At 64.0% G+C, this 24711-nt stretch carries 23 protein-coding genes and 1 pseudogene; 8 read left to right on the top strand and 16 right to left on the bottom strand.

Translation table 11 applies throughout. The annotated features are described in order from the left end of the window. Nucleotides 1–19: 19 nt before the first annotated feature. Together AC1D1N_RS16585 and AC1D1N_RS16590 are read right to left on the bottom strand one after the other, a co-directional pair. Nucleotides 20–775: a crotonase/enoyl-CoA hydratase family protein gene (locus AC1D1N_RS16585; protein ID WP_477349768.1), complete on the bottom strand. Its 756-nt coding sequence runs from the start codon at nucleotides 773–775 to the stop codon at nucleotides 20–22. A gap of 32 nt (nucleotides 776–807) precedes the next feature. After that, nucleotides 808–2577 carry an acyl-CoA dehydrogenase family protein gene (locus AC1D1N_RS16590; protein WP_477349770.1) on the bottom strand — a complete coding sequence of 590 codons (1770 nt, stop codon included), beginning with the start codon at nucleotides 2575–2577 and terminating at the stop codon, nucleotides 808–810. A gap of 437 nt (nucleotides 2578–3014) precedes the next feature. Between AC1D1N_RS16590 and AC1D1N_RS16595 the strand changes: the two genes are divergently transcribed. Beyond that, nucleotides 3015–3251, top strand: a complete 237-nt coding sequence (locus tag AC1D1N_RS16595) for a hypothetical protein (protein WP_477349772.1) — start codon at nucleotides 3015–3017, stop codon at nucleotides 3249–3251. A gap of 183 nt (nucleotides 3252–3434) precedes the next feature. Further along, a complete protein-coding gene (locus AC1D1N_RS16600) occupies nucleotides 3435–4547 on the top strand; it encodes a glycoside hydrolase family 25 protein (protein WP_477350094.1) in 1113 nt (370 codons plus the stop codon). Between the two features lie 12 nt (nucleotides 4548–4559). On the opposite strand, the gene purD is transcribed toward AC1D1N_RS16600, so the two are convergent. Together purD and AC1D1N_RS16610 are read right to left on the bottom strand one after the other, a co-directional pair. After that, on the bottom strand, nucleotides 4560–5846 hold the full coding sequence (gene purD / locus AC1D1N_RS16605) for a phosphoribosylamine--glycine ligase (RefSeq protein ID WP_477349774.1): 1287 nt from the start codon (nucleotides 5844–5846) through the stop codon (nucleotides 4560–4562). Nucleotides 5847–5979: 133 nt separating this feature from the next. Continuing rightward, nucleotides 5980–6774: a phytanoyl-CoA dioxygenase family protein gene (locus AC1D1N_RS16610; RefSeq protein WP_477349776.1), complete on the bottom strand. Its 795-nt coding sequence runs from the start codon at nucleotides 6772–6774 to the stop codon at nucleotides 5980–5982. A 91-nt stretch (nucleotides 6775–6865) separates the two neighbouring features. Between AC1D1N_RS16610 and AC1D1N_RS16615 the strand changes: the two genes are divergently transcribed. Beyond that, nucleotides 6866–7777: a LysR family transcriptional regulator gene (locus AC1D1N_RS16615; protein WP_112563811.1), complete on the top strand. Its 912-nt coding sequence runs from the start codon at nucleotides 6866–6868 to the stop codon at nucleotides 7775–7777. A gap of 51 nt (nucleotides 7778–7828) precedes the next feature. Further along, a complete protein-coding gene (gene ubiA, locus AC1D1N_RS16620; RefSeq protein ID WP_112563809.1) occupies nucleotides 7829–8812 on the top strand; it encodes a 4-hydroxybenzoate octaprenyltransferase in 984 nt (327 codons plus the stop codon). A gap of 218 nt (nucleotides 8813–9030) precedes the next feature. Here the strand turns inward: ubiA and AC1D1N_RS16625 are convergent, their stop codons facing one another. The 3 genes from AC1D1N_RS16625 to AC1D1N_RS16635 form a co-directional block, all read right to left on the bottom strand. Beyond that, nucleotides 9031–9597 (bottom strand): DUF6101 family protein, encoded by a 567-nt coding sequence (locus AC1D1N_RS16625; RefSeq protein WP_192256257.1) that lies wholly within the window; start codon nucleotides 9595–9597, stop codon nucleotides 9031–9033. A 186-nt stretch (nucleotides 9598–9783) separates the two neighbouring features. Then, nucleotides 9784–11214, bottom strand: coding sequence for an FAD-binding oxidoreductase (locus AC1D1N_RS16630; RefSeq protein ID WP_436258842.1), 1431 nt, complete (start codon nucleotides 11212–11214; stop codon nucleotides 9784–9786). A gap of 9 nt (nucleotides 11215–11223) precedes the next feature. Further along, nucleotides 11224–12198 (bottom strand): L-threonylcarbamoyladenylate synthase, encoded by a 975-nt coding sequence (locus tag AC1D1N_RS16635; protein ID WP_436258841.1) that lies wholly within the window; start codon nucleotides 12196–12198, stop codon nucleotides 11224–11226. A 174-nt stretch (nucleotides 12199–12372) separates the two neighbouring features. On the opposite strand from AC1D1N_RS16635, the gene AC1D1N_RS16640 reads away from it, so the two are divergent. Next, complete coding sequence (locus AC1D1N_RS16640; RefSeq protein WP_477349779.1) at nucleotides 12373–12846, top strand: hypothetical protein; 474 nt, start codon at nucleotides 12373–12375, stop codon at nucleotides 12844–12846. 147 nt (nucleotides 12847–12993) lie between these two features. Next, the gene (locus AC1D1N_RS16645) at nucleotides 12994–13386 is read left to right on the top strand and encodes a hypothetical protein (protein WP_436258839.1); all 393 of its coding nucleotides are present in this window, start codon (nucleotides 12994–12996) and stop codon (nucleotides 13384–13386) included. Nucleotides 13387–13497: 111 nt separating this feature from the next. Here AC1D1N_RS16645 and AC1D1N_RS16650 read toward each other — a convergent pair whose 3' ends face one another. From AC1D1N_RS16650 to AC1D1N_RS16660, 3 genes and pseudogenes are all read right to left on the bottom strand, one after another. Then, complete coding sequence (locus tag AC1D1N_RS16650; protein ID WP_477349781.1) at nucleotides 13498–13839, bottom strand: hypothetical protein; 342 nt, start codon at nucleotides 13837–13839, stop codon at nucleotides 13498–13500. A gap of 121 nt (nucleotides 13840–13960) precedes the next feature. Further along, a complete protein-coding gene (gene glyS, locus AC1D1N_RS16655; protein ID WP_436258837.1) occupies nucleotides 13961–16276 on the bottom strand; it encodes a glycine--tRNA ligase subunit beta in 2316 nt (771 codons plus the stop codon). Nucleotides 16277–16642: 366 nt separating this feature from the next. Then, a pseudogene (locus AC1D1N_RS16660) lies at nucleotides 16643–17580 on the bottom strand (IS110 family RNA-guided transposase). Nucleotides 17581–17979: 399 nt separating this feature from the next. Here AC1D1N_RS16660 and AC1D1N_RS16665 point away from each other — a divergent pair. Beyond that, a complete protein-coding gene (locus AC1D1N_RS16665) occupies nucleotides 17980–18156 on the top strand; it encodes a hypothetical protein (RefSeq protein WP_477349783.1) in 177 nt (58 codons plus the stop codon). Here AC1D1N_RS16665 and AC1D1N_RS16670 read toward each other — a convergent pair. Then, a complete protein-coding gene (locus AC1D1N_RS16670; RefSeq protein WP_192256837.1) occupies nucleotides 18153–19073 on the bottom strand; it encodes a glycine--tRNA ligase subunit alpha in 921 nt (306 codons plus the stop codon). The two genes, AC1D1N_RS16665 and AC1D1N_RS16670, sit on opposite strands and share 4 nt — an antisense overlap. A gap of 193 nt (nucleotides 19074–19266) precedes the next feature. Here AC1D1N_RS16670 and AC1D1N_RS16675 point away from each other — a divergent pair, with 193 nt between their 5' ends. After that, on the top strand, nucleotides 19267–19728 hold the full coding sequence (locus AC1D1N_RS16675; RefSeq protein ID WP_477349785.1) for an N-acetyltransferase family protein: 462 nt from the start codon (nucleotides 19267–19269) through the stop codon (nucleotides 19726–19728). 51 nt (nucleotides 19729–19779) lie between these two features. On the opposite strand, the gene AC1D1N_RS16680 is transcribed toward AC1D1N_RS16675, so the two are convergent. From AC1D1N_RS16680 to AC1D1N_RS16700, 5 genes are all read right to left on the bottom strand, one after another. Next, nucleotides 19780–21558: a tetratricopeptide repeat protein gene (locus AC1D1N_RS16680; RefSeq protein ID WP_477349787.1), complete on the bottom strand. Its 1779-nt coding sequence runs from the start codon at nucleotides 21556–21558 to the stop codon at nucleotides 19780–19782. A 191-nt stretch (nucleotides 21559–21749) separates the two neighbouring features. After that, nucleotides 21750–22166: a DUF1284 domain-containing protein gene (locus tag AC1D1N_RS16685; protein WP_477349789.1), complete on the bottom strand. Its 417-nt coding sequence runs from the start codon at nucleotides 22164–22166 to the stop codon at nucleotides 21750–21752. A 6-nt stretch (nucleotides 22167–22172) separates the two neighbouring features. After that, nucleotides 22173–22772, bottom strand: coding sequence for a biotin transporter BioY (locus tag AC1D1N_RS16690; RefSeq protein WP_477349791.1), 600 nt, complete (start codon nucleotides 22770–22772; stop codon nucleotides 22173–22175). A 149-nt stretch (nucleotides 22773–22921) separates the two neighbouring features. Next, on the bottom strand, nucleotides 22922–23590 hold the full coding sequence (locus AC1D1N_RS16695) for a GntR family transcriptional regulator (RefSeq protein WP_477349793.1): 669 nt from the start codon (nucleotides 23588–23590) through the stop codon (nucleotides 22922–22924). Between the two features lie 88 nt (nucleotides 23591–23678). After that, complete coding sequence (locus AC1D1N_RS16700) at nucleotides 23679–24695, bottom strand: polyprenyl synthetase family protein (RefSeq protein ID WP_112566998.1); 1017 nt, start codon at nucleotides 24693–24695, stop codon at nucleotides 23679–23681. Nucleotides 24696–24711 lie beyond the last annotated feature (16 nt).

The following is a 24711-nucleotide window of genomic DNA, read 5'->3' on the forward strand; positions in this document are numbered from 1 at the left end:
AGCTGACAGTGCCGTGAGATCAGCTCGCCTTCTTGCGCGTCATGAACGCGGTGAGCGCGGCGCGCGCTTCATCGGACTTCAGCCGGTCGCGGAAATGCGCGCTTTCCTCGCCGATGCGGGCGACCAAGTCCTCACGCGAGCCGCGCATCAGGTCACGGGCGATCTTCAGCGCCTGCGGCGGCTTCGCCGCGATCGCGCCGGCAGCAGCCAGCACCGCGGTTTCCAGCCCGTCCTCCTCGACCACCTCGTAGATCAGGCCGGCAGTCTTGGCGCGCTCGGCGGAAAAGCCTTCGCCGAGGCCAAGCAGCGCGAAGGCGCCCTGACGGCCGAGGATGAGCGGCGCCAGCAGGCTGGAGCCCGCCTCCGGCACCAGGCCGAGATCGACGAAGGGCGTGCGGAAGACGGTGCGCGGCGTGGCAAAGGTCAGGTCGCAATGCAAATTGAGCGTAGTGCCGATGCCGACCGCAATGCCGTCGACGCCCGAGACGATGGGTTTCTCGGTTTTGGCCAGCGCCATCAGGAAGTCCCAGACTTCGTTGCCGCCCTCGCCGCCGGTGGCGATGACCAGGAAGTCGGCGAGGTCGTTGCCGGCCGAGAAGGCGCCGGGCACGCCGAGGAAGACGTGGACGCGGACCGCCGGATCGGCGTCGCCTTCTGCCAGAGCCCTGGACATCGTCGCGTACATGGCGCGCGTCAGCGCGTTCTTCTTGTCCGGGCGGTTCATGCGGATAATCTGAATGGCGCCCTGGCGCTCGACGAGAATATGGTCTGTCACGGTCATCTTTCCCTGGTGAGCGCCTTAAGTATTCAGGCTGATATCAGCGTCTTGCCGGCGGCGGCGAGGCTTTCGGCGCCACCGATGACGCGTTCCTTCAAGGCGCTGACTTCGCCAAGCAGGTTTTCGGCAAAGAAGCGGCAAAGGGCGACGCGGTTTTGCTCGGCAAGTCCGCCACGCGCCAGATAGGCGCCGCCGGCGGCAAGCGAGATCAGCCTGAGATAGGGCGTCGCGCCGGCCTGCGCTTCGTCCAGACGGCCGTCGGCCAGCAGATTCTGCAGGAAGCGCGTTGCTTCGGTCAGATCGTCGAGAGCGCGGTCGAGGGTCTCGGCGGTGCGGCCGAACCCTTGCAGGTTCGAGGTCCGCACCTCATCGGCGATGATCTTCAGTTCGCCGATGTAGCCATGCACATGCTCGCCGCCGCCAAGCGGCAATTTGCGTACCACGAGGTCAATCGCCTGGATGCCGTTGGTGCCCTCATAGATCGGCGCGATGCGGGCATCACGATAGAGCGCTGCCGCCCCCGTCTCCTCGATGAAGCCCATGCCGCCATGCACCTGGACGCCGAGCGAAGCGACGTCGACGCCGACATCGGTGGAGAACGCCTTGGCCAACGGCGTCAGCAGATTGGCGCGGTCGCGCCAATGCGCGGTCTGATCGCCGGCCGAGACCCGCGCCAGGTCGATGGCGTGGGCGCAGGAATAGGAGATGGCGCGGGCGATCTGGGTCAGCGCCTTCATGGTCAAGAGATTGCGCTGCACGTCCGGGTGATGGACGATCAGCGCCATGCCGGCGCCGGCATAGCCCGACGCCTTGCCCTGGCGGCGCTCATTGGCATAGGCGACCGCTTTCTGCGTCGCGGCTTCGGCCACTGCCACGCCCTGCATGCCGACGCAAAGCCGGGCGTTGTTCATCATGGTGAACATGCAGGCGAGCCCCTTGTTCTCCTCGCCGATCAGCCAGCCGATGGCGCCCGGCGTCGTGCCGCCAAAACCGTCGCCATAGATCATGGTGCAGGTCGGCGAGGCATGGATGCCGAGCTTGTGCTCGAGGCCGGAACAGAAGACGTCGTTGCGAGCGCCGAGCGACCCGTCATCATTGACCAGGAATTTCGGCACCAGGAACAGCGAGATGCCCCGGGTGCCGGCCGGTGCGTCGGGCAGCCGCGCCAGCACAAGATGGACGATGTTGTCGGTGAAATCGTGCTCGCCATAGGTGATGAAGATTTTCTGGCCAAAAATGCGATAGGTACCGTCGCCGGCAGGTTCGGCGCGGGTGCGCAGTGCTGCGAGATCGGAACCGGCCTGCGGTTCGGTGAGGTTCATCGTCCCCATCCATTCGCCGGAGACGAGCTTTGCCAGATATTTGGCCTTGAGCGTCTGGGAGGCGTGCTTGTCGAGTGCCTCGACGGCGCCCATTGTCAGCGTGGGGCCGATGCCGAAGGCCATGGCGGCGGAGTTCCACATTTCGAGCGCCGCGACGCCGAGCATGGTCGGCAGGCCCTGGCCGCCGAACTCTTCCGGTCCCGCCAGCGCGTTCCAGCCGCCGTCGGTCCAGCTGCGGTAGAGCGCCTTCCAGCCGGGCGGCGTGGTGACGGCTGCATCCTTCAGCACCGCGCCGTGCTCGTCGCCGATCTTGTAGAGCGGCGCGACCTCTTCGCTGGCGAAGCGGCCGGCCTCGGACAGGATGGCATCGACAAGGTCTTCGCCGAGATCGCCGAACGCGCCGCCATCAAGCGCCGGTTTGAGGCCGGCAACATGCTTCAGCGTGAACGAAATATCCTCGACCGGCGCCTTGTACATGCCGCTTTCTCCTCCGCTGCTCGCCCTCCTCAATCCTAGGACCCGGGACGACGCAAAACCATCCACCTTTGGGCGGCCTCCGATCTTCTTTTTACGTAAACGTCAAACTTTGTCACGCGGATTTTGCATAACCGTACCGACTTCGTCATCCACGGGCGAAGCGGACGCGCAGACCCGAGGATCCATGCCGCGACCTCGCGCGCAGGGTGCAACGGTACAGAATTCTGGACCGTGGCAACGCTTCGAAGTCGCGGCATGGATTCTATGGTCTGCGCCGCGTCGCTTCGCTCCTTGCTTCGCCATAGAATGACGAAACGCGCGAAAGCTTCGGCCAATTTTCAAGACCGGTATTACGCATCAAAATTTCTGCAGCAAGGAATGACATCCTGCTGTTATGATCTTTCCGGGCAGACCATAGACAGATTGGACCGGGCAACATGCTTGCCAGACCCGAGACATACCGTTGCATCGAATGCGGCCTGCCGTATCAGGCAAACGGCTTCTCGTATTATCACGGCGAGCTCGAACGAGGCCCCGCCTACTGGACCGATCGCGGCATATTGTGCTCGCCCGAATGCTCGCTTGCCCATCACCGCAAGCGCGCCGCCGAAGGCACACTGCAGCAGGAGCCCGCGCCGGATCCGTTCGAGGTGCAGCCGATCACGCGTCGCTGAACTGCGGAGTGGCAATCTCCCCCCTCGTGGGGGAGATCGGATGTCACGTCCGTTTTCGCCAATACAATCCCGAAAGCATTTCCTTAACCATAGCAGTTCACCATCGGTGTTTGGTCAGCGGGGACTCCCTGTTTGAAAACGCCGGCGCATCTTCTTCGCCGCTCAGCGATCGCTCTCGCGGCGATGATGGCGCTGATATCTGCGGCACAAGCTTCCGACTTCTCGGAGCCTTGGCGGGATGGCGATCGCGCGCTTGTCGTCGACGCCTATGAATATAATTCCATCGACTGGGCGCAGCTTGCCACCGACAAGCGCATCGTCGGCTTCATCAACAAGGCCTCGGACGGGCTGCCGCCGCCCTATTTCTGCTATGGCGACGAAACTACGGTCAAACTCTGCAAGACGTTGTGGAAACGCTATGCGGTGACGCGCGAGTTGTTCCAGACGCGCAAGGTGGTGGCCAAGGCGCTCGGCCTGAAATGGGGCGCCTATCATCTTGCCCGCCCCGGCAATCCGGTCGAGCAGGCGAACAATTTCATCGATTTTGCCGAACCGGCGCCGGACGATCTCATGGCCCTCGACCTCGAAGGCAATGATCCGACACAGTGGATGTCGCTGGACGATGCAGAGGAATTCGTGCGCCAGGTGCACCGGCGGCTCGGCCGGTTCCCGATACTCTACTCCAATGGCAAGACCGCCCAATACATCGCCGACAACCGCTATCAATATCGGCTCTTGTCGCGGCTGCCGCTCTGGTATGCGCGCTACAAGCCCGACATCGACGTGCATTTTCCGATGGGCAATTGGCAGGGCTATGCGCTGTGGCAGTTTTCGGCGCAGGCCAATTGCGGCCGCCTGCGCTGTCCCTACCGGGTCGCCGGCACGCCCAACGACATCGATGTCAACGTCGCGCCGATGGATGCAGCCACGCTGCGCCAGCAATGGCCGTTCGGCGGCCTGATCAACGTGCCGCCCGACTATCTCGCCTCGATCCCGGTGCCGGTTTCGCGCGCGGCGGGGCTGGCCGGTAAAGTCACCATCACCTACGCCGATGTGGCGACGCCACCGACAGTCGAGGAGATGGTGACGGTGCTCGGCGCGCGCTGGCAGACATTCCGCGCCGCCTTCCGCATGCCGGTGGTGAAGACGGTGCCGCGCCGCGCGCGCTTCGGCATTGCCGAGTATGTCGCCTGGAAGCGGACCGCGTATCGTTCGGAGGCTCTGCTCGAGGCCGCCTTCTCCCAGGCTGCCGACCCGGTCAGCACCGCTTCGACGGAACTCGTTCGCGAGCGCTGATGCCTCCCGACATTAACCGGCAGCGCTTGCCTTTTCACGCGCCACTGCCTGCCAGCCTATGTCGCGGCGGCAAAAGCCTTGCGGCCAGTCGATGCGGTCGAGCGCGGCGTAGGCGCGGCTCTGCGCTTCACCGACCGTCTTGCCTGATGCGGTGACGTTGAGCACGCGGCCGCCATTGGCGACCAGCGCGCCGCCATTGATGGCGGTTCCGGCGTGGAATATCTGGACGCCGTCGCCGGCGGCTTCTTCGAGGCCGCGGATGACCGAACCTTTTTCCGGCGTGCCGGGATAACCCCGCGCCGCCATCACCACGGTCAGCGCCGCCTCGTCGCGCCAGCGCACCGAGCTGTGTGCAAGCTGGCCGTCGACGGCGGCGTTGAGCAGCACCAGAAGGTCGTCCTTCAGCCGCATCATCAGCACCTGGCATTCGGGATCGCCGAAGCGGGTGTTGTATTCGATCAGCTTCGGCCCCTTGTCGGTGATCATCAGCCCGGCGAACAGAATGCCGGCGAACGGCGCGCCAAGCTCGGCCATGCCACGCATGGTCGGCTCGACGATCTCGCGCATGGTGCGCTCGACCATCTCAGGCGCCATCACCGGCGCCGGCGAATAGGCGCCCATGCCGCCGGTGTTGGGGCCGATGTCGCCGTCGCCGACGCGCTTGTGATCCTGCGCTGTGCCGAAGGGAAGTGCTGTCGTGCCGTCGCACAGGCAGAAGAAACTCGCCTCTTCGCCGGTCATGAATTCCTCGACCACCACTTCGGCGCCGGCATCGCCAAAGGCGCCATCGAAACAGGCGTCCAATGCGGCTCGTGCCTCGTCCAGCGTCATGGCGATGGTGACGCCCTTGCCGGCGGCGAGCCCGTCGGCCTTGATGACGATCGGCGCACCGACCCTTTCGACATAGGCCTTGGCAGCAGTGAGATCCGTAAAGCGGCCATAGGCGGCGGTCGGGATGTCGTATTTGGCGCAGAGGTCCTTGGTGAAACCTTTCGAGCCTTCGAGCCTTGCCGCCCGCTTCGACGGGCCGAAGACGCGGATGCCCTGATCGCGCAGATCGTCGGCAATGCCGGCCACCAGCGGGCCTTCCGGCCCGACGACGACGAGGTCGATCGCGTTGTCCTTGCAGAAGACGGTGACAGCGGCATGGTCGCCAATGTCGAGCTTGACCAATTCGGCATCGCGGGCGATGCCCGGATTGCCGGGCGCGGCATAGAGCTTGGTCAACAGCGGCGAGGCCGCGAGCTTCCAGGCCAGGGCATGTTCGCGGCCGCCGGAGCCGATCAACAAAACGCGCATGCCAATGTCCCTTGTCATTTCACGACAGGGACTGCGCTATTGCGCCAAGCGCAGCGGGTCAAGAGTTTTACCTTGCGCGATGCCGGTTGCGCACGGGAACGTCGCGCGGAGGGCACAACGTTCCCGGTTAGACTCAGCTCTGGAAGACGATGGGGAACCAGTCCTCGCGCAGTTTCTGGCCGGGCTTCATGTCATGGCCGGGATAGGGCGGCGAGGTGCGGCCGGGGCGCTCGACATAGCGCGCGTCATCGCCGACCCAGCGCAGCGACAGCGCCCGGCGCCGCGCTGTGGTCGGATTGCCGCGCGCGCCATGCGCGGTGCGGAAGTCGAACAGAATGGCGTCGCCCGGCTCCATCTGCCATTCCAGCACCTTCAGCGACGGGTCCTTGTCGGGATCCGGCACCGGCAGATAGTCGCCTTCGCCGGCATAGAAATTGCTGTCGTCGAGCCAACGCACCGGCAGGATCATCTTGTCCCATTTGTGCGAGCCGGCGATCAGCCGCAGCGTCGCTTCCTTCACCGGATCGATCGGGATCCAGAAGCTGACGGTCTGGCTGCCATCGACGAAATAGTACGGGATGTCCTGGTGCCAGGGCGTCGGCTTTTGCGTGCCGGGTTCTTTGACCAGCACATGGTCGTGGAAGAACTGCGCGCTGCGCGACTGCATCGCGGCTGCCGCCAGTTCGGCGGCCGGCGAATTGCGCACGACATCGACGAATTCCGGAATGCGCTCCCAGTTGCAATAATCGTCGAAGAAGCTGCCCTTGCCATTGGCGATGTCGGACGCCGTGGCACTGCGATTTTGCATGTTGCGCTCGATGCCGGCGGCGATGGTGCCGACCCAGTCCTTGAAGGCGCCGCGTATGCAGACCGCGCCATCGCGCTGGTAATCGGCAATCGCTGCGGCATCGATATATCTGGCGGCCATCTCATGTCTCCCCTGTTTGGATGACCGACTATCGCAGCCGCCGCACATCGCGTAAAATAATAACTTCTCATCTCACTTATAGTTCTGACCTATGAACCTAACTCTCACTCAGCTGCGCTATCTCGTTGCCGTCGCCCGCCACGGCAGCGTCACCGCTGCCGCCCGGATGCTGAACGTCTCACAGCCTTCGATTTCGGTGGCGATCGACAATGTCGAGGCCACGCTCGGCCAGAAACTGTTCGTGCGCCAGCGCGGCAGCGGCATCGCGCTGACCTCGTTCGGCCGCGGCGCGGTGGCGAAGGCGAAGCAGGTGCTGGCCGAGGCGGACGAACTGGTTGGGCTGGGGACGCGCGACGCCGATGTCGGCGGCGAGCTGGTGCTCGGCTGTTTCGAGGACCTCGCGCCCTATTTCGCGCCGGCGCTGATCCGCGCGTTTTCGCAACGCTGCCCGGCGGTCGCTGTCATCGTGCGCGACGAGACCTTCGAGACGCTGGGCCGGCGGCTCGGCGATTCCGCCATCGATCTCGGCCTGACCTACGATCTCGGCCTGCCCTCGCACTTCGCCCGCATCCTGCTGCATGAGCTGCGGCCGCATGCGCTTTTGCCGCAAGGCCACGCGCTGGCCAGCCAGGCCAGCGTCAGCCTGGCGGAACTGGCGACCCATCCACTTGTTACCACCGACCAGCCGCACAGCTGGCAGCATATGCTGGACCTGTTTCTCAGCCGCGGCCTGTCGCCGGTCTCGCAATCGACGACGAGTTCGTTCGAACTGCAGCGCAGCATGGTCGCCAACGGCTTCGGCGTCGCAGTGAGCTACACAAGGCCATATGGCGACAGGAGTTATGACGGCCTGCCGCTGGTGTGCAAGCCGCTGTCGGATCCGCTGCCGATGCAGCGCATCATCCTCACCCATGACACAAGGCAAAGGCTGTCGAAGGCGGCACTGGCCTTCATCGAAGTGGCGAAGGAATGGTTTGCCAGCCACGATGTTTTCACCGCCTGAGCGACAATGCGGCCGCTTGACGGCGCCTGCTGCTGCTGCCACTCCAGCACGATGGAAACCATCCAGTCGAAAGCGGCCCAGGGCCGCGTCGCCGACGCGCCGAGCGGCCATTGGGTCTACAAGATATTGCCGCGCTGGCTATGGCCCTATGCGCAGCTTGCCCGCTGGGACCGGCCGATCGGCTGGCAATTGTTGCTGTGGCCCTGCTGGTGGTCGGCAGCGCTTGCGGCCAGCGCCTATCCGCGCCCCAGCGACCCGCTGCTGACGCTGCTGCCGTCGCCGTGGTTCCTGTTCCTGTTCTTTGTCGGCGCCGTCGCCATGCGCGGCGCCGGCTGCACCTACAACGACATTGTCGACCAGGACATCGACAACAAGGTCGAGCGCACGCGCTCGCGGCCGCTGCCGGCCGGCAAGGTGACCCGCCGCCAGGCCTGGGTATTCCTGGTCATCCAGGCCTTGCTGGGCCTTGTCGTGCTGTTGCAGTTCAACGACTTCGCCATTCCGCTCGGCATCGTCTCGCTGGTGATCGTCGCCGTCTATCCTTTCATGAAGCGCTTCACCAACTGGCCGCAATTCGTGCTTGGGCTGGCCTTCTCCTGGGGCGCGCTGATGGGCTGGGCGGTCGAGTTCGGCGATCTCGATGGCCCGGCCATCATGCTCTATATCGGCTCGATCCTGTGGGTGATCGGCTATGACACGATCTATGCGCACCAGGACAAGGAAGACGACGCCATTGTCGGCGTACGCTCGACGGCGCGGCTGTTCGGCGACAACACCAAGACCTGGCTGGTCGGGCTTTATGGCGGCACGCTGGTCTGCTTTGCCATCGCCTTTGCCGCGGCGCAAGCGCCGGTGGTGGCACTGGCCGGGCTGATCGCCGCCGGCGCCCATATGGCGCGGCAGATCGCGGTTCTGGATATCAACGATCCCGACCAGTGCCTGCGACTGTTCAAATCGAACAACCAGGTCGGCTGGCTGATCTTCCTGGGCCTGATCGGCGGATCGCTGTGGGTGGCGCTGAAGCCGCTGGTGTAGACTCCCTTCTCCCCGTCACTATACGGGGAGAAGGTGGCGGCAGCCGGATGAGGGGCAGCGCCAACCTTCGAGGCAAGGTGAAATTCGTTGAAGTAGAAAACCAGCTTGGTCAGCGCCGCCCCTCATCGCCCTGCCGGGCACTTCTCCCCGTATAGTGACGGGGGAGAAGAAGGCTGTCATTGGCGGTTTCGCCAATCGCCGGCGCGTGTGAAGAGAAACTACTCCCGCGAAATGATCTCTTCGCCGTCGATGACCAGTCGCAGGCCGAGATCGCCGGCCCTGCGGCGGGCGAGGAAGCGCGGACGGCGCGTGGTCGAGACCCGGCCCTTGCGGCGATCCTTAGCCGGCAACGCCTTGATGGCGGCGCCGAGCGATTCTTCCAGTGTGCGGGCAATGCCGTCGGATTCGATCAGCAGCATCTGCAGCCGATAGGCATCGGCCCAGGCGCGCCAGTCGGCGGCGACGTCGTCGAGATCGTCGGCCACCAGCAGTGGCACCGACAGCATCGGGTCGTTGTGCAGGAGTTCCAGGGTTACCGTGACATTGCCTTCCGGATCCTCCATCGCGCGGGCGGCGACGCCGCGAAACGCATTGGCGGGCAGCGCGATGATCGCCGGCACGCCGCTCATCTCGAGCGTGCGGCGAATGACGGCGCCTCGTTGGTCGATGGTGAAGGTAACGTCGCCATAGTCGTCGCGCGTGGCATAACTCACCACTTGCGGCAGGCGGAATGGGTCAAGACGCATGTTGCGCCCGGCCCAGACGGGCTTCAGTACACTGTTCATCTACTGCCTTCCTGTGTTTCTCCTGAGAGCCCGTTTTCACGGATCCCACCGGGCCAGTTTTCCCGGCCTCGTTATGCGAAACAGTAGCGCCGGCTCCTTACCGCTGCGCTTAAGAAAGTCGGTTAAATTTTGCTGATCTCAGGGGATGGTTATCGGAATGAGACCAGCCACAAGATGCTGAAAGGATCAGATAACCTTACCGGGATTCATGATCCCGGCCGGGTCGAAGGCTTTCTTCACCCGGCGCATCAGTTCGATCGCCATTGGCGGCGCGGTGGCGATCAGTTCGTCGCGCTTCAACTGGCCGATGCCGTGCTCGGCCGAGATCGAGCCGTGGAAGGAACGCACGACATCGTGCACGGCATGGTTCATGGCGTGATAGAGGCCGAGAAACGCTTCATCGTCACCTCCCTCCGGCCGGGAAATGTTGTAGTGGAGATTGCCGTCGCCCATGTGGCCGAAGCAGACGACGCGCGCCTGCGGGCTGACCGAGGCGACAGCGCCGGCAGCCTTGGCGATGAACGCCGGTATGGATGCCACCGGCACCGAAATATCGTGCTTGATCGAGGCGCCTTCGGGTTTCTGCGAGTCCGGCAGCACTTCGCGGAAATTCCAGAAGGCGTCGCCCTGCGCCAGGCTTGCGGCGATCACCGCGTCGCCGACAATGCCTTGCTCGAGGCCTTCCGACAGCACCTCCTCGATCAGCCCCCTGGCGTCCTCGGCCGAGCGGCCCGATGAGACCTGCATCAGCACGTACCAGGGCCAGTCCTCGGCCAGCGGCCGGGTGACGCCCTGCGCGTGGCGCAGCGTGAAATCATAAGGGCGCTGGCCGATCAGTTCGAAGGCGGTGAGTGCGGCCCCTGCCCGGTCCATGGCCAGGCTGAACAATGAAAGCGCCGCCTCCGGCGACGACAGGCCGGCAAAAGCCACCTCGCGGCCTTTCGGCTTGGGAAACAGTTTCAGCACCGCCGCTGTGATGATGCCGAGCGTGCCTTCGGCGCCGACGAACAGGTTCTTCAGATCGTAGCCGGTGTTGTCCTTCTTCAATTTGCGCAGATCGTCGAACACCTCGCCGGTCGGCAGCACCACTTCAACGCCGAGGCAAAGTTCGCGCGCATTGCCATAGGCAAGCACCCCGGTGCCGCCGGCGTTGGAGGACAGATTGCCGCCGATCTGGCAGGACCCTTGCGCGGCAAGCGACAGCGGAAACAGACGATCGGCGGCGTCGGCCGCTTCCTGCAGCGCCTGCAGGATGACGCCGGCCTCGACGGTCACCGTGTTGGAGAACACGTCGATCTCGCGGATGCGGTTCAGCCGCGACAGCGACAGCACGATCTCGCGGCCGGACGCGTCGGGCACCTGGGCGCCGACCAGCCCGGTGTTGCCGCTCTGCGGCACGACAGGCGTTCCCGTCTCGCTCGCCAGCCGCATGATCTGGCTGACCTCGTCGACGCTGCCGGGCCGCAGCACCAGCCCTGTCCTGCCGTGCCACAGCCCGCGACGCTCGGTAAGGTAGGGCGCGATATCGGCCTGGTCGCGGAGCGCATATTTGTCGCCGACGATTGCAGCGAAGCGGTCGATGAGGGCGGGGTCGAGATCGAAGGGTGCGTCGTTCATGGGCAGAAACTATGGCGCTCTGCCGACCTTGTCACGTGGGGCAGCGGCACGAAACAGCCGATCGTTGATCGCCTCGCCCAGCCCATCGACCGGGATCGGCTCGACGGCGATCGTCGCCGCACCACTGCGGTCGAGCTCCTGCAGATGGGCGAACAGGTTGCTTGCGGCTTCGCGCAGGTCGCCTGACGCGGACAGGTTGAGCAAGGCGACGGCCGCTTGCCAGCCGTCGGCGCGGTCACCACCAAAGGCCAGCAAGGCCTCGCCTTCGGCCACGCTTTGCGCATTGAGGCGCACCGATGCGCCCGGCGCATAGTGCGACGCCAGCATGCCTGGCGCCTCGATGCCTGATATGGCGCCGCGCAGCAACTTGGTACCGACGGCCGCCTCGATGTCGGCGGCGGCAATGCCGCCCGGCCTCAGCAGCCGCACTGTCCCGCCTTCGACCTTGACGATGGTCGATTCCAGCCCGACCGGAGTGGCGCCGCCATCGACGACAAGCTGGATTTTCGCACCGAGATCGGCCGCTACGGCTTGCGCCGTCGTTGCGCTGATCTTGCCCGAAGAGTTCGCGCTGGGCGCCGCCAGCGGCCGGCCGAGTCTTGCGATCAGCTCGCCGCCGAATCCCCTGGGCATGCGCAGCGCGATCGTATCCAGGCCGGCGGTGACCAGCGGATGGATGCCGTTACCGGCTTGCTGCGGCAACACCAGCGTCAGCGGCCCCGGCCAGAACATCTCGGCCAGGCGTTTCGACATCGGATCGAAGATCGCAATGCGCTCGGCCATCGCGAGATCGGCGACATGGGCAATCAGCGGGTTGAAACGCGGCCGGCCCTTGGCTTCGAAGATGCGGGCGACGCCGACGCCATTGGTCGCATCGCCGGCCAGTCCGTAGACGGTTTCCGTCGGGATGGCGACGACGTCGCCGCCCTCGAGCAGCGCCAGCGCCCGCTCCATCGCTTCGCCGACGGGTAATATCTCAGCCACTTGCATCACCTCACAGGGGCCGGACCTAGTACGGCAGTGATTTTCGGGCAAGCCGGCGTTGGTGAATTATCAATGCCTAAAATGCTATGTTTCCCTGCAAGCCGGCATCAATCCACTGGGGGTAAGGCTTTCTGGGTCAAGGCTGGCGGCTTGTTGGGCAAGGGGATGGTTTCGATGTCGATGCGTGTGCTTGGAGCGCTTGGTTTCACCCTGGCGGCGATGACCGGTGGGGCACAGGCCTCGTCGATCGTTTTCCTCGGTGTCTCGAAATCCACGCCATCGGTCATCAAGGTCGGCGGCCCCGAACCGATGAAGATCGCCTCGTCGCCATCGATCGTCGCGCTCGGCGATGCCCAACCCGACGTCACCTATGAAAAGGTCGCGGCGATTCCCGAGAAGCCCAGGCACGGCAGCCAGAACCCGATGATCATTCGCGGCGGCGTTGTCGGCAGCGCCTTCGCCGCGCCGGCTCCCGCCAAAGCAAGTCCTGCCGCAGCACCAGAGGCGGATACGAAGCCCGCGGCAGAGACCGCACCAGCAGGAACTGCGACGGCGTCGAACGGCAAGCCCGACTCGCAGCCTGCGGCAACGCCGCAGCCGGCGGCAACGCCGCAGCAGCCGATCCAGGGCGTCGGCAAAGCCGAGTAGGCCATTCAGCCAAAGGCAGTCGGCCAGTCCATCCCGCTTGACGCCGATCGACGCCCTGGCGCACGATCGGCCTGGCGGCGGCGGCCCCAATTTCGCCCATCGGTTTTGGCATGTGCGTGCCGGGTTTCAAGTGAGCAAGGGGGTATCATGAACAAGGCGAAATCATTGACCGTGGCCGGCCTGTTGCTGGCGTCATTTCTGGGCATTGGCAGCGCGCAGGCCGGTGACGACATGCTGGGGTCCTATGTCGCGCGCATTTCCGATCGCGACCACCATGCCAGCGACGGCTACGAGCTGAGCAGCGCGGCGCAGATGGTGCGGCAGGACCGCGCCAACTGGCACAAGTTCCACCGGCGCGATGCCGACGACCAGGGCGACGACTGGTTCGGGAGCAATGAAGACCGCGCGTATCTGGAGCGCATGCTGAAGCGCGGCGGCGCCATGAGTTCCTCGACACGGCGCGCCATCGTCAACGGCGAGCCGCTGATCCAGGTCGACGTCTATTCAGACAGCGTGCATGTCAGCATTTTGGAGGACTGACAAAGTCAGCCTCGGGAGGATTGACAAAGTCAGTTTCCGGGAGGCCTAGAAACAGGAAGGGGGCGGCCTGTGGACGCCGCCCTTCTCGTTTGATGTCAGTCGCCTGAAAGCTCAGGCCGCTTCTTCCTTGTCGTCGCCGTCTTCGGACTCTTCCTTGTCGTCGTCCTCGTCGTCGGATTCCTCGGTCTCGTCAGCGCCGCCGGCTTCAGCCTTCACGCTGTCGTCGTCGTCTTCCTCGTCCTCATCGTCGTCGGAAGAAGCGGTGGTTTCGTCACCTTCTTCCTCGTCCGATTCGTCGCTGTCTTCGTCGTCGCCTTCTTCGTCATCCGACAGGTCGGCGGCCTCGACCGCCGTGGCGGCGGCATGGTCGAGAATGTTTTCGGAAGCGGATTCAAGCGCCTCGGGAGTGCCCGAGGTTTCTTCTGTCACTTCGATGTCGTGAGCGGAATTCATGGAAGCCTCCGTGGGGGTTGGGAACATGTCCTTTTTGCCACGGAGAGATCATCGTCATATGACTGTAAGCCGGCTCGAACGGCCGGCCGGGAAGAAAATTTTCTGAGCTTTTTCCCGCCCCTTAGCCAGCTATTCTGGAGAAGTCCGCGACCTGGTCGGTGGCCGCGCGGATGCGGGCGAGCAGCGCCAGGCGGTTGGCGCGCACGGCCTGGTCCTCATCATTTACGAGAACGCGTTCAAAGAATGAATCAACCGGTTCACGCAACACGCTAAGCGCCAGCATGGCGGCGGAAAAGTCTTCGTTTTGAATCGCTTCACCGGCTTGCTTCTCAGCCTGATTCACCGCCGCAAACAACGATTTCTCGGCCTCCTCGCGAAACAGCGCCGGCTCAACAGTCTCGGCGATGGCCGTTTTCTTCTTCTCCTCGGCGGCCAGAATGTTGGCCGCGCGCTTGGTGCCGGCAAGCAGGTTCTTGCCGTCCTCGGTGTCGAGGAAGGAGCCGAGTGCTTCGACCCGGCGCACGATCTGCAGCAGATCGTCCGACTGTGGCGTGATGACCGCGTCGATAAGATCGTGGCGGGCGCCCTGATCGCGCAGATAGACCTTCAGGCGGTCGTGGAAGAAAGCGAGGAGATCGGTCGACTGGCCTGCACCGCTGTCGTTGAAATTGGCGGCAGCGCGATCGAAAATGGACGACAGGGCCAGACGGATGCCGTTCTCGACCAGCATCCTCACCACACCCAAAGCCGCTCTCCGTAGCGCATAAGGATCCTTCGACCCCGTCGGCTTTTCGTCGATCGCCCAGAAGCCCACCAGCGTATCGATTTTGTCGGCCAGCGCGACGGCAATCGACACGGGATCGGTCGGCACGCGGTCTGACGGACCTTGCGGCTTGTAGTGCTCCTCAATGGCGGATGCGACCGAAGGATGCTCGCCCTGCAGCAATGCATATTTGCGGCCCATCGCGCCTTGCAGTTCGGGAAACTCGCCCACTGCTTCGGTGGTGAGATCAGCCTTGGCCAGCACGGAGGCACGCCCGGCGCGCGCGGTAATCTCCCCCCTCGAGGGGGAGATGTCGCCGAAGGCGACAGAGGGGGTCGCCGCGCGTGGAGTGCCGACTCCCTCTTTCTTCGAGAGGCCAGATAGCGTCGCGGCAGCCGAAGCGACCCCCTCTGGCCTGCCGGCCATCTCCCCCTCAAGGGGGGAGATCGACTGCGCCACTGTTGGCGCCAGCTCTTCGGCCAGCCGCTTGATGCGCTCCACCCGCTCGCCTTGCGTACCGAGCTTGGCGTGGAAGGTGACATTGAGATGGTCGAGGCGGGCCATGCGCTGATCGAGCGGCTTTTTCAGATCGAGCCCGAACTTTTTCGCCGATGCCTCGAGCTGCTCCAGATCGGGCAGGTCGCCCTGGTCCGTCTTCCAGAAATAGAGCGCGTCCGACAGGCGCGCGCGCACCACCTTGCCGTTGCCGTGGGCAATCTCCTTGCCGCCATCCTTCGCCTCGATGTTGGCGGTGAGAATGAAGCGGTTGGAGAGGTTTTCGCCATCGCCTTGCGGGCGGGTGACAAAGCATTTCTGGTTGGCGCGGATGGTCAGCCGGACAACTTCAGGCGGAATGGCGAGAAAGGCCTGCTCGAATTCGCCCATCAGCACCACCGGCCATTCGACAAGGCCCGACACTTCTTCCAGCAGCCCTTCGTCCTCGACCAGGTCGAGCCCGTTGGCGAAGGCGAGATTGCGGGCGTCGGCCAGGATGATCTCCTTGCGGCGATCGCCATCGAGCACGACCTTGGCCGCTTCCAGCTTGATCACGTAATCATCAAAGCGGCGCACGGTGATCTCACCCGGCGCCATGAAGCGGTGGCCATAGGTGACGTTGCCGGAGCGGATGCCGTCGATCTCGAAATCGACCACGACCGGCTCCTCGGTCTCGGGGCCGAAGGTGCACAGGATCGTCTGCAGCGGCCGCACCCAGCGCAGCGAGCCGGGCTTGGCCGAAGCCGGCCCCCAGCGCATCGATGTCGGCCAGGGGAAGCTGCGGATGATGGCCGGCACCAGTTCGGCGATGATCGCTTCCGCCGCCCTGCCCGGCTTGGAGATATGGGCGACGTAGAAATCGCCCTTCTTCGGGTCGGAATGGACATGGGCCTCGGTAACCGAGGCCAGGCCTGCCTTGCGCAGAAAGCCCTGCACCGCCTGTTCCGGCGCCGTCGTCGACGGCCCCTTGATCTCCTCGTGAATATCCTTCGAACGCGCGGTCAGGCCCCTGATGTCGAGCGTGAGGCGCCGTGGCGTCCAGTATTCGCGCGCGGCGTCATAAGTCAGACCCGCCTCGACCAGGCCGTCGGTCAGCATCTTCCTGAGATCGCCCGCCGCCTTGCGCTGCATGCGGGCTGGTATCTCCTCGGAGCGAAGTTCCAGCAACAAATCCGGCATCAGAGTTTCTCCACCCGCATGCCGTTTTCCTGTTTGCGCGTCCTCGCGCCTTCGGCGCTGCGGTTGCGCGGCTGGGCGGGAATCTCTTCCGAGCGGAGTTCTAGAAGCAGGTCAGGCATGGATGGGGCTCACGCGACAATGGTCCGCGCGGGGCATAGCAACTCGGCTGGCCGCTGTCACCCTCTACCCCACAATCGCAGGCCAATCACACATGGCAGCGCCAAGCCCCCTCTCCGTCTCGGCATCGCCGAGCCACCTCTCCCCCACTTTGTGGGGGCGAGGAACCGGAGCTTTTCAAGATCGCAGACCTCCGAGATTAGCTTTTCCTCGCCCCCACGGAGTGGGGGAGAGCGACTGTCTGGGGTGTCAAGTTGCATTTGCGAACTCGCTTCTCGCGTCGCGTGCTTTTGCATTGAGGATGACGAGAAGTTTTCTCGCGAGCGCGATGCGTATGAGCATTTTGGGCTTTCCCGCCTGCTGCAACCGTTGAGCGAACGCTTTGAGGTGGGGATCGAACTTGGCCACGATGGCTGCGACGATGAAGAGGATGCCACGCGGCCCGGCGCGCCCGCCGCGCACATGCCTGTTGCCGGCGCGCCTGCCACTGTCGTTGGCGATGGGGGCGAGGCCTGCCAGCTTGGCGATGGCCTTGTTGGAGATGAGGCCGATCTCGGGCAGTTCGGCCATCAGGCGTGCGACGGTGCGGCCGGCCACGCCCTTGAGCGAGCAGAAGGTCGATCCCAGCCTGGCCCACAGCGGATCGTCGTCGATCATCGAGGCGATCTCGCCTTCCAGGCGCCGCTCCTCGCGCTTGAGGAAAGCCAGCATGGCCTCGATGCTGGCGCATGCCTCGGCATCGCGTGCGGCACTTTTGCGCTGCTTGTTGATGATGGCATCGCCGACAACCTGGCAAAGCCGCCCAACCAGCGCAGAAAGGCGCTGCTGGGCAGTGCTGGGTGGTGGCGTCGGGACCGTCTTCTTGACTGCGCCGTAATGGGCGATGACGGCAGCGTCGATCCGGTCGGTCTTCTCCAGATAGCCCATCGCTTCGGCGAAGCGGCGCACGCTTCTGGCATTGACCAGAGCGCACGCCATGCCGTGCGCCCACAAAAGCATGAAGCTCAGCCGCTCGTAGCCGCCCGACGCTTCCATCACCGCGTGGTCTGCGCCATGGCTGCGGCAGAACAGGCAAAGAGCTGCAATCCCGTCGCGTCGTTGGCGAAGCGCTCTGCTGCCCCACTCGGCCAGATATGTGCGTCCAGCCAATCCTTAGAAACATCAACTCCACAAATGATCCTGTTCACGGTAACCTGCCTTGTGCGTACGGTTGGAACCAAGCGACTGTTCGGTCGTGCGTGACGAAGGCGAAGATCCCAAGCTCTCCCGCGGCTGTAACCTCAGGTGGTACGGGCGACTTCGCCAAGCCAAGGTCCGGGCGGCCGCCCGGACCTTGGCTCAATCGCTTCAATCCCACGAAATCTCTCTCGTGTAGATACAAGGTGGCTCGGGCGAAGCCCGAGACGGAGAGGGGGAGCGCCATATGCGATAGCCCTGCCCGCAATCGGCGCCACTACCATCCAGAAATTCTGACCGCCCTGTCGGGGCAACCCGACCCCACCCGTCCTTGGATCAAAGATTTCCATGAACCAAACGCAGCGCTGAAGCGACCAACGCTCAGGCAGGGACCTATTGGCTGAACGACCATGAAAACGGCATCGAGACTTCTTCAGATCATCGCGCTCAGCGCCTGTTTCACCGCGCAGGCCCACGGCGCCTTCTCGATGCCGGGCGTGCGACAGGCCATGCGGACGATCGATAGCGCAAGCGCTCAAGGCGCAAAGCCGAGCGCCGCCACCATCCAAATCGCAGCCTTGAGCTAGGCCGCCAGTCCGCCGGCTTGAGTCAGCAAAAACGCCTCGCCGCAGGCTTTCGCCAGATTGCGTACGCGCAGGATGTAGCTCTGCCGCTCGGTCACCGAAATCACGCCGCGCGCATCGAGCAGGTTGAAGACATGGCTGGCCTTGATGCACTGGTCGTAGGCCGGGAAGACCATGCGGTGCATCGGCAGATTGTCGTTCGAGGCCGGAGCGCCGGCCGCCAGCAGCGCCTTGCATTCGGCTTCGGCGTCCTCGAAGTGCCTGAGCAGCATGGCGGTGTTGGCATATTCGAAATTGTGCCTGGAATATTCCTGTTCGGCCTGCAGGAAGACCTCGCCGTAGGTGACTTTTTCAGCACCTTCGCGACCGTTGAAATTGAGGTCGTAGACATTGTCGACGCCCTGCACATACATGGCCAGCCGCTCCAGGCCGTAGGTCAGTTCTCCCGCCACCGGCGCGCATTCGATGCCGCAGACCTGCTGGAAATAGGTGAACTGCGACACTTCCATGCCGTCGCACCAGCACTCCCAGCCGAGCCCCCAGGCGCCCAGCGTAGGGCTTGCCCAGTCGTCCTCGACGAAGCGGATGTCGTGCAGGAGCGGATCGACGCCGATCGCCTCGAGCGAGCCGAGATAGAGTTCCTGCAGATTCGGCGGGTTAGGCTTCAGGATCACCTGATACTGGTAATAATGCTGCAGCCGGTTGGGGTTTTCACCATAGCGGCCGTCCTTGGGCCGGCGCGAGGGCTGGACATAAGCGGCGTTCCAGCCGCGGGGTCCGAGCGCGCGCAACGTGGTTGCCGGATGAAAGGTGCCGGCGCCGACTTCCATGTCGTAGGGCTGCAGGATGACGCAACCATAGGCGGCCCAGTAATTGTGCAGGGTCAGGATCAGCCCCTGGAACGAGCGGCTGGGATGCATATGGTCTGACGTCACGGCGGCCTCGCAAAGCGCGAAAAAGAAGACATTCCCTAGTTGCCGGGCCGGCAAGCGTCAAGGCAGCGCCTTGCGCCGCCTTGCCAGAGAGGTTGAACGCTTTGCTTCTCGCTGGCCCATTGCCGGACGGCGCCGGCGGCAGTCTGCTGAGCTCAGTTCCACCGACAAAGGTTCAGCCATGCAAGGCCAGTCCATCGTGCGCCCCGTCACGCGGCAGGATTACGAGCAATGGCTGCCGCTGTGGGACGGATACAACGCTTTTTACGGCCGCTCGGGAGAAACCGCCCTGCCCGGCGACATCACCGCAATGACCTGGTCGCGCTTCTTCGATGCCTATGAGCCAATGCATGCGCTGGTGGCCGAGAGCGAAGGCAAGCTTCTCGGCCTTGTGCACTATCTCTACCACCGCACCACCACGGCGATTTCGCCGAACTGCTATCTGCAGGACCTTTTCACCACCGAAGCGTCGCGCGGCAAAGGCGTTGGCCGGGCGCTGATCGAAGGCGTGTACGAGCGGGCGCAAGCCGCAACCTCGGGCCGCGTCTACTGGCTGACGCACGAGACCAATCACACGGCGATGAAGCTTTACGACAAGATCGGGGAGCTCTCGGGGTTTGTCGTCTATCGAAAAATGTTCTGAAAATAAAAACGCGGCCTAGCGAGCCCCGTTTAATCAGACGTATGACTTGCCTCATCCCTTCGGTGCAGGCGCCGGTGCGACCGGCTTGACCTTCGGGGTTTCCTGCGCGGTGTTGGATTCGATCGGCGGCAGCCCCTTCATCAGCTTCTGCTGCAAGGTGGCAAGCACATCGGGATCCGGCTTCAGATCACGCGCCTGGTTCCACTGGAAGGTGGCTTCGAGCTTGCGGCCGACGCGCCAGTAGGCATCGCCGAGATGGTCGTTGAGCACCGGATCTTCCGGCTTCAGCGACACGGCGCGCTCCATTTCGCGCACGGCGTCGTCGAACCGGCCCATGCGGAAATAGGCCCAGCCCAGCGAATCGACGATGTAGCCATCGCTCGGCCTGAGGTCGACGGCCTTCTGGATCATCGCCAGGCCTTCCTTGAGGTTCATGTTCATGTCGACCCAGGAATAGCCGAGATAGTTCAACACCTGCGGCTGGTCGGGGAACAGTTCCAGCGCCTTGCGGAAATTCGGTTCGGCCTTCGGCCATTCCTTCAGCCGCTCATAGGCGATGCCGCGCTGGTAATAGATGTTCCAGTTGGCATTGGTCGGCGTCTTCAGCACCTCAACCGCCTTGTCGTAGAGGGTGGCCGCGGAGCGGAAATCCTCCTTCGAGGCATAGACTCCGCCCAGCGCGAGATAGGCACGCATGTCGTCGGGGTGGGCGTCGACGAAGGCCTTCAGATGGGCGATCGCCTCATCGTGACGGTTGAGATCGGCAAGGTTGAGGCCGAGCTGCAGGTCGGAGAGCTCCTTCAGCGGCGAGGAGGCCGGAATACGGCGGTAGAGCGCAATGGCGCCTTCGCCGTCTTTCAGCTGCTCCGCAACGGCGGCAAGCTGTACCAAAGCGGCGTCGCTGTCGGGCTTCAGCGCCAGCGCATATTGCAGATAAAGGCGCACGAACGGCTCGCCGCCGCCGCGATTGAGCGCGATGGCGAGGTCAAGCAGGATTTCGGAGGCGCCTTCCGACGGGCTGGAGACGAAGGGCTCGATCTTGTCGCCCTTGCTGATCCTGTCGCGAAGCGCCTGGATGTCCAGCTTGCCGGGCGCGAACGCCTCGGCCTTGTCGAGCACGTAGAGCGCCTTGTTCTTGTCGCCCTTGCGCGCCAGGAAAGACGCATAGGCCTGGGCGTTGCGCATCCATGTCTCGGGCGCAGCACCGCCGGCCGTGGTGTCGGTCAGGGTCGCGTCATAGAGCGCATCGGCCTTCTCCGACATGCCTGAGGCATCGGCGATCAGCGCACGGTGGAAGGACTTGAACAGGCCGAACCAGTCCGGCCCCTGCAGCTTGTCGATGGAGGCCATCGCCTCGGTGGCATCGCCGGCACCCTCTTGTGCCCAGCCGGACATGACGCCCGAAATCAGGCGATCGAGATCGGATTCGAGCGACAGCTTGAGCCAGTACTGCGCCTTGGTGAAATCCTTCTTGTGGAAGGAGTCGATCGCCAGCGCCAGCCGCGAGAAGCGCTCGACATCGGGAACTTCCTTGAGCTTGTCGGCATAGACAAGCGATTCCTCGAAGCGCCCCTGCGCGATCAGCGACAGCATCAGGCTCTGCTGCAGCGAGGTGTCGCCGGGATTGAAAGCCAGCGCCTGCTTGTAATAGGCGATGGCATTGTCGAGGTCGTTGTCGCCTTCGGCGATGCGGGCGGCGAGATAGGCGCCCGAGAAGGATGTGATCTTGACCGGGTCGGTCGATTCCTTGGCGTAGGCGGGAAGCGGAGAAATCGCCATGCCTGCCACAATTGCCAGCCCCGCGAGCCAGCGCGCACGTCCTTGCTGCATCGTATCCCTTTCAGCCAGACGCGACCCGCACACAGGCGGGACCGCCATAGACTCGATGTTTCCGGAAAAAGCATGGCCTTTTTGGGGTCAGGCTTCAATCCGGGCCGAATTCACAATCGGGTCACCCGATTAACAAACCATGGCGACGCACACACTGTCGGTTCGGGATAATAGCAGATCGGGGTTGGGAGCTACAGCCTGACATCGCGATATCCGCCTGCCGCGACAGTGCTGCACAGGCCGGCCCACTCGCAACCCTGGCAGGCCTCACGCGTCACGCCGGTTGAAAAGGCCGAGCGCAGGCTGGCGAGCGTTGCCGCGTCGAGGCTGAAGCGGGCGCCGGCCTGGATCGGCCGGGCCAGCAGTTTGCCGACGTCGCGTGCCGCCAGCTCGTCCCGGCCGGCGGCGCTTTCCCCCGAACAGTGGGATTCGGCCTCGCCGAGCATCGGCTGGCAGATGTCGTCTGGGCCGGAGACGATCAGAACATCCTCGCCCCGGCCAAGACGTTTCGCGATCGCGTCATAATTGGCGATGAAAGCTGCGCTGTACCCTTTGCCGACATAGGTCAGCAGGCAAAGCAGATGATGGGAGCGCAGTCTGACGGTCATCGGTCTTTATGATGCCTTCCCAGCCGGTTCGGTCTTGTTGCCGGAGAAGAGCTTGAGTGTCGCGGCGCCGAGCGCCGATTTCAGCAAGCCGCCGACCAGGAAGGGCAGGAAGCCGAAGGTGATGGCCTGTTCGAGGCCGATCATGACGGCGAGCCAGGCGGTGCCAAGAACCAGACAGGCGAGGTTGCCGAGGACCATGGCGGCGAAGGCGAGCAGCACGCGGCTGCCATTCCAGCCGCGTTCGGCCAGCCAACCGACAAGCGCGCCAACAAGCGGGAAAGCGAAGAGATAGCCACCGGTCGGCCCGACGAAATGCGACGCACCCGCTGCCCCTCCGGCCAGAACCGGAAAGCCTACGGCGCCCTCGACGAGCCAGGCCGCAATGGTGATGGCGCCAAGCCGCCAGCCATAAAGTGCGCCGATCAGGGTCACGGCGAAGGTCTGCATGGTTACCGGGACCGGCACCATCGGCACTTCGATGTAGGACGACAGCGCCAGAAACAGCGTGCCGAGGACGACGGCTCCGACCCGCCAGCCAAGCGAGCGGGTCTGCAGGCGCAACGGGCTGAAGGAGGGCTTGGCGGGCGAAAAAGCGATGTCGGTCATGGCGGTTTCCCTGGCTGGTTTCAAATTATAGATAATTTTGTTGTTCGATCTATTATCGAATCCATATTTGCACGGGGATGGCAACCCCTCGCCCTGAAAAAGGCTGGCCCATCCGAAATAGCGATGATCGTAGATCGCGTCTCGCGCGGCTAGCCGACGATGGCGAAGGCTTCGCGCATCTTGCCGGAGGCGGTCTTGACCGGTTTCTGGCCGATCCACTGCACGTGCCGGCCAAGGGTGGCAGCGGCCGATTCGATGTTGCCTTGCCTGAGTGCGCTGAGAATTGCGCGGTGATCCTGGTCGGTGCGGATTTCCCATTCCGAGCGCCAGGCGGCGAACAGGAAGCGCGCGCTTGCCGCATGCAAATCGTCGATGGTGGCGATGAGCCGCGGCATGCCGCAGGGCGCCAGGATCAGCCGGTGGAAAGTGCGGTTGGCCTCCTCCCAGGAGCGGACATCGCGGGATTTGTCGCCGGCCTTTGTGGCTTCTTCGGCAAGGTTGAGAATGGCCGCCGTCAGGTGCGGCGCGGCGTTGCGCAGCGCCAGAACTTCGAGCGCCGCCCGCATTTCGGCGACTTCCCTGACCTCGCCGAGATCGAAAGCGGCAACGCGCACGCCTCGCCTGGGCTCGCCGATCGCCAGCCCTTGCGCCTCCAGGCGCCGGAAGGCCTCGCGCACCGGCACATGGCTGGTCTGGAACTCCTCGGCGATGTGATCCTGCCGCAGCCAGGCCCCCGGCTCGATCGCGCCCGATATGATGCGATCGGCGAGCACCTTGCTGATGCGCACGGCTATGGTGTCGTCTGCGGTCTTTGCCATGTTTTATAGATAATTTGCGCCGTGCCGCTTTGTCGAGCCGGCCGCTGTGCGATTTCGCGGCAAAATCGCTCGGCGCGCCAGGCGCCGGTCAGTTCACCCGGCTGATGCAGAAGTCGATGACGTCGATCAGCGCCGATTTCTGCGGCGTCGCTTCCAGCGGCGCCAGCGCGTCGCGGGCGATCTCGCCGAAATGGCGGGCTCGCCCGATCGTGTCGGCAATCGCGCCATGGCGGGTCATCAGGCCGATCGCCTTTTCCAGCCCGGCATCGTCGGTGACATTGTCCTCGATGGCGCGCTTCCAGAAGGTACGTTCGGCCTTGGTGCCACGCCGGTAGGCGAGGATCACCGGCAGCGTCACCTTGCCCTCGCGGAAATCGTCGCCGACATTCTTGCCCAGCTCCTGGCTGGAGCCGCCATAATCCAGCGCATCGTCGATAAGCTGGAAGGCAAGGCCGAGATTCATGCCGTAGGAGCGTAATGCCGCGCGATCGTTGCGCGTCGCCAGCGCGATGACTGGGCCAACCTCGGCGGCGGCCGAGAACAGTGCGGCGGTCTTGGCTTTGATGACGGCGAAATGCTCGTCCTCGGTGGTGTCGAGGTTCTTGGCGGCGGCCAGCTGCATCACCTCGCCCTCGGCGATGATGGAGGCGGCGCTGGACAGGATGTCGAGCGCTTCGAGCGAGCCGACATCGACCATCATGCGGAAAGCCTGGCCGAGCAGGAAATCGCCGACCAGCACGCTGGCCTGGTTGCCCCAGATCATGCGGGCGGTCTTCTTGCCGCGGCGCATGCCGCTCTCGTCGACGACATCGTCATGGAGCAGCGTGGCGGTGTGCATGAACTCGACCGAGGTGGCGAGCTTGACGTGGCCCTCGCCGGAATAGCCGAACATCTGGGCGGCGGCGAGCGTGAGCATGGGACGCAGCCTTTTGCCACCCGACGAGATCAGATGGTTGGCGACCTCCGGGATCATCTCGACGTCGGAGCCAGCCTTGGACAGGATCAATTCGTTGACGCGGCCCATATCGGCTGATGTCAGCTCGATGAGATCCTTGATGGAAGCGGGTTCCCGCTTCCCGTTTTCGATGTTGAGAACGACACCCACCAACAAACACTCCCGT

The organism is Mesorhizobium sp. P2_B5, assembly GCF_056404775.1.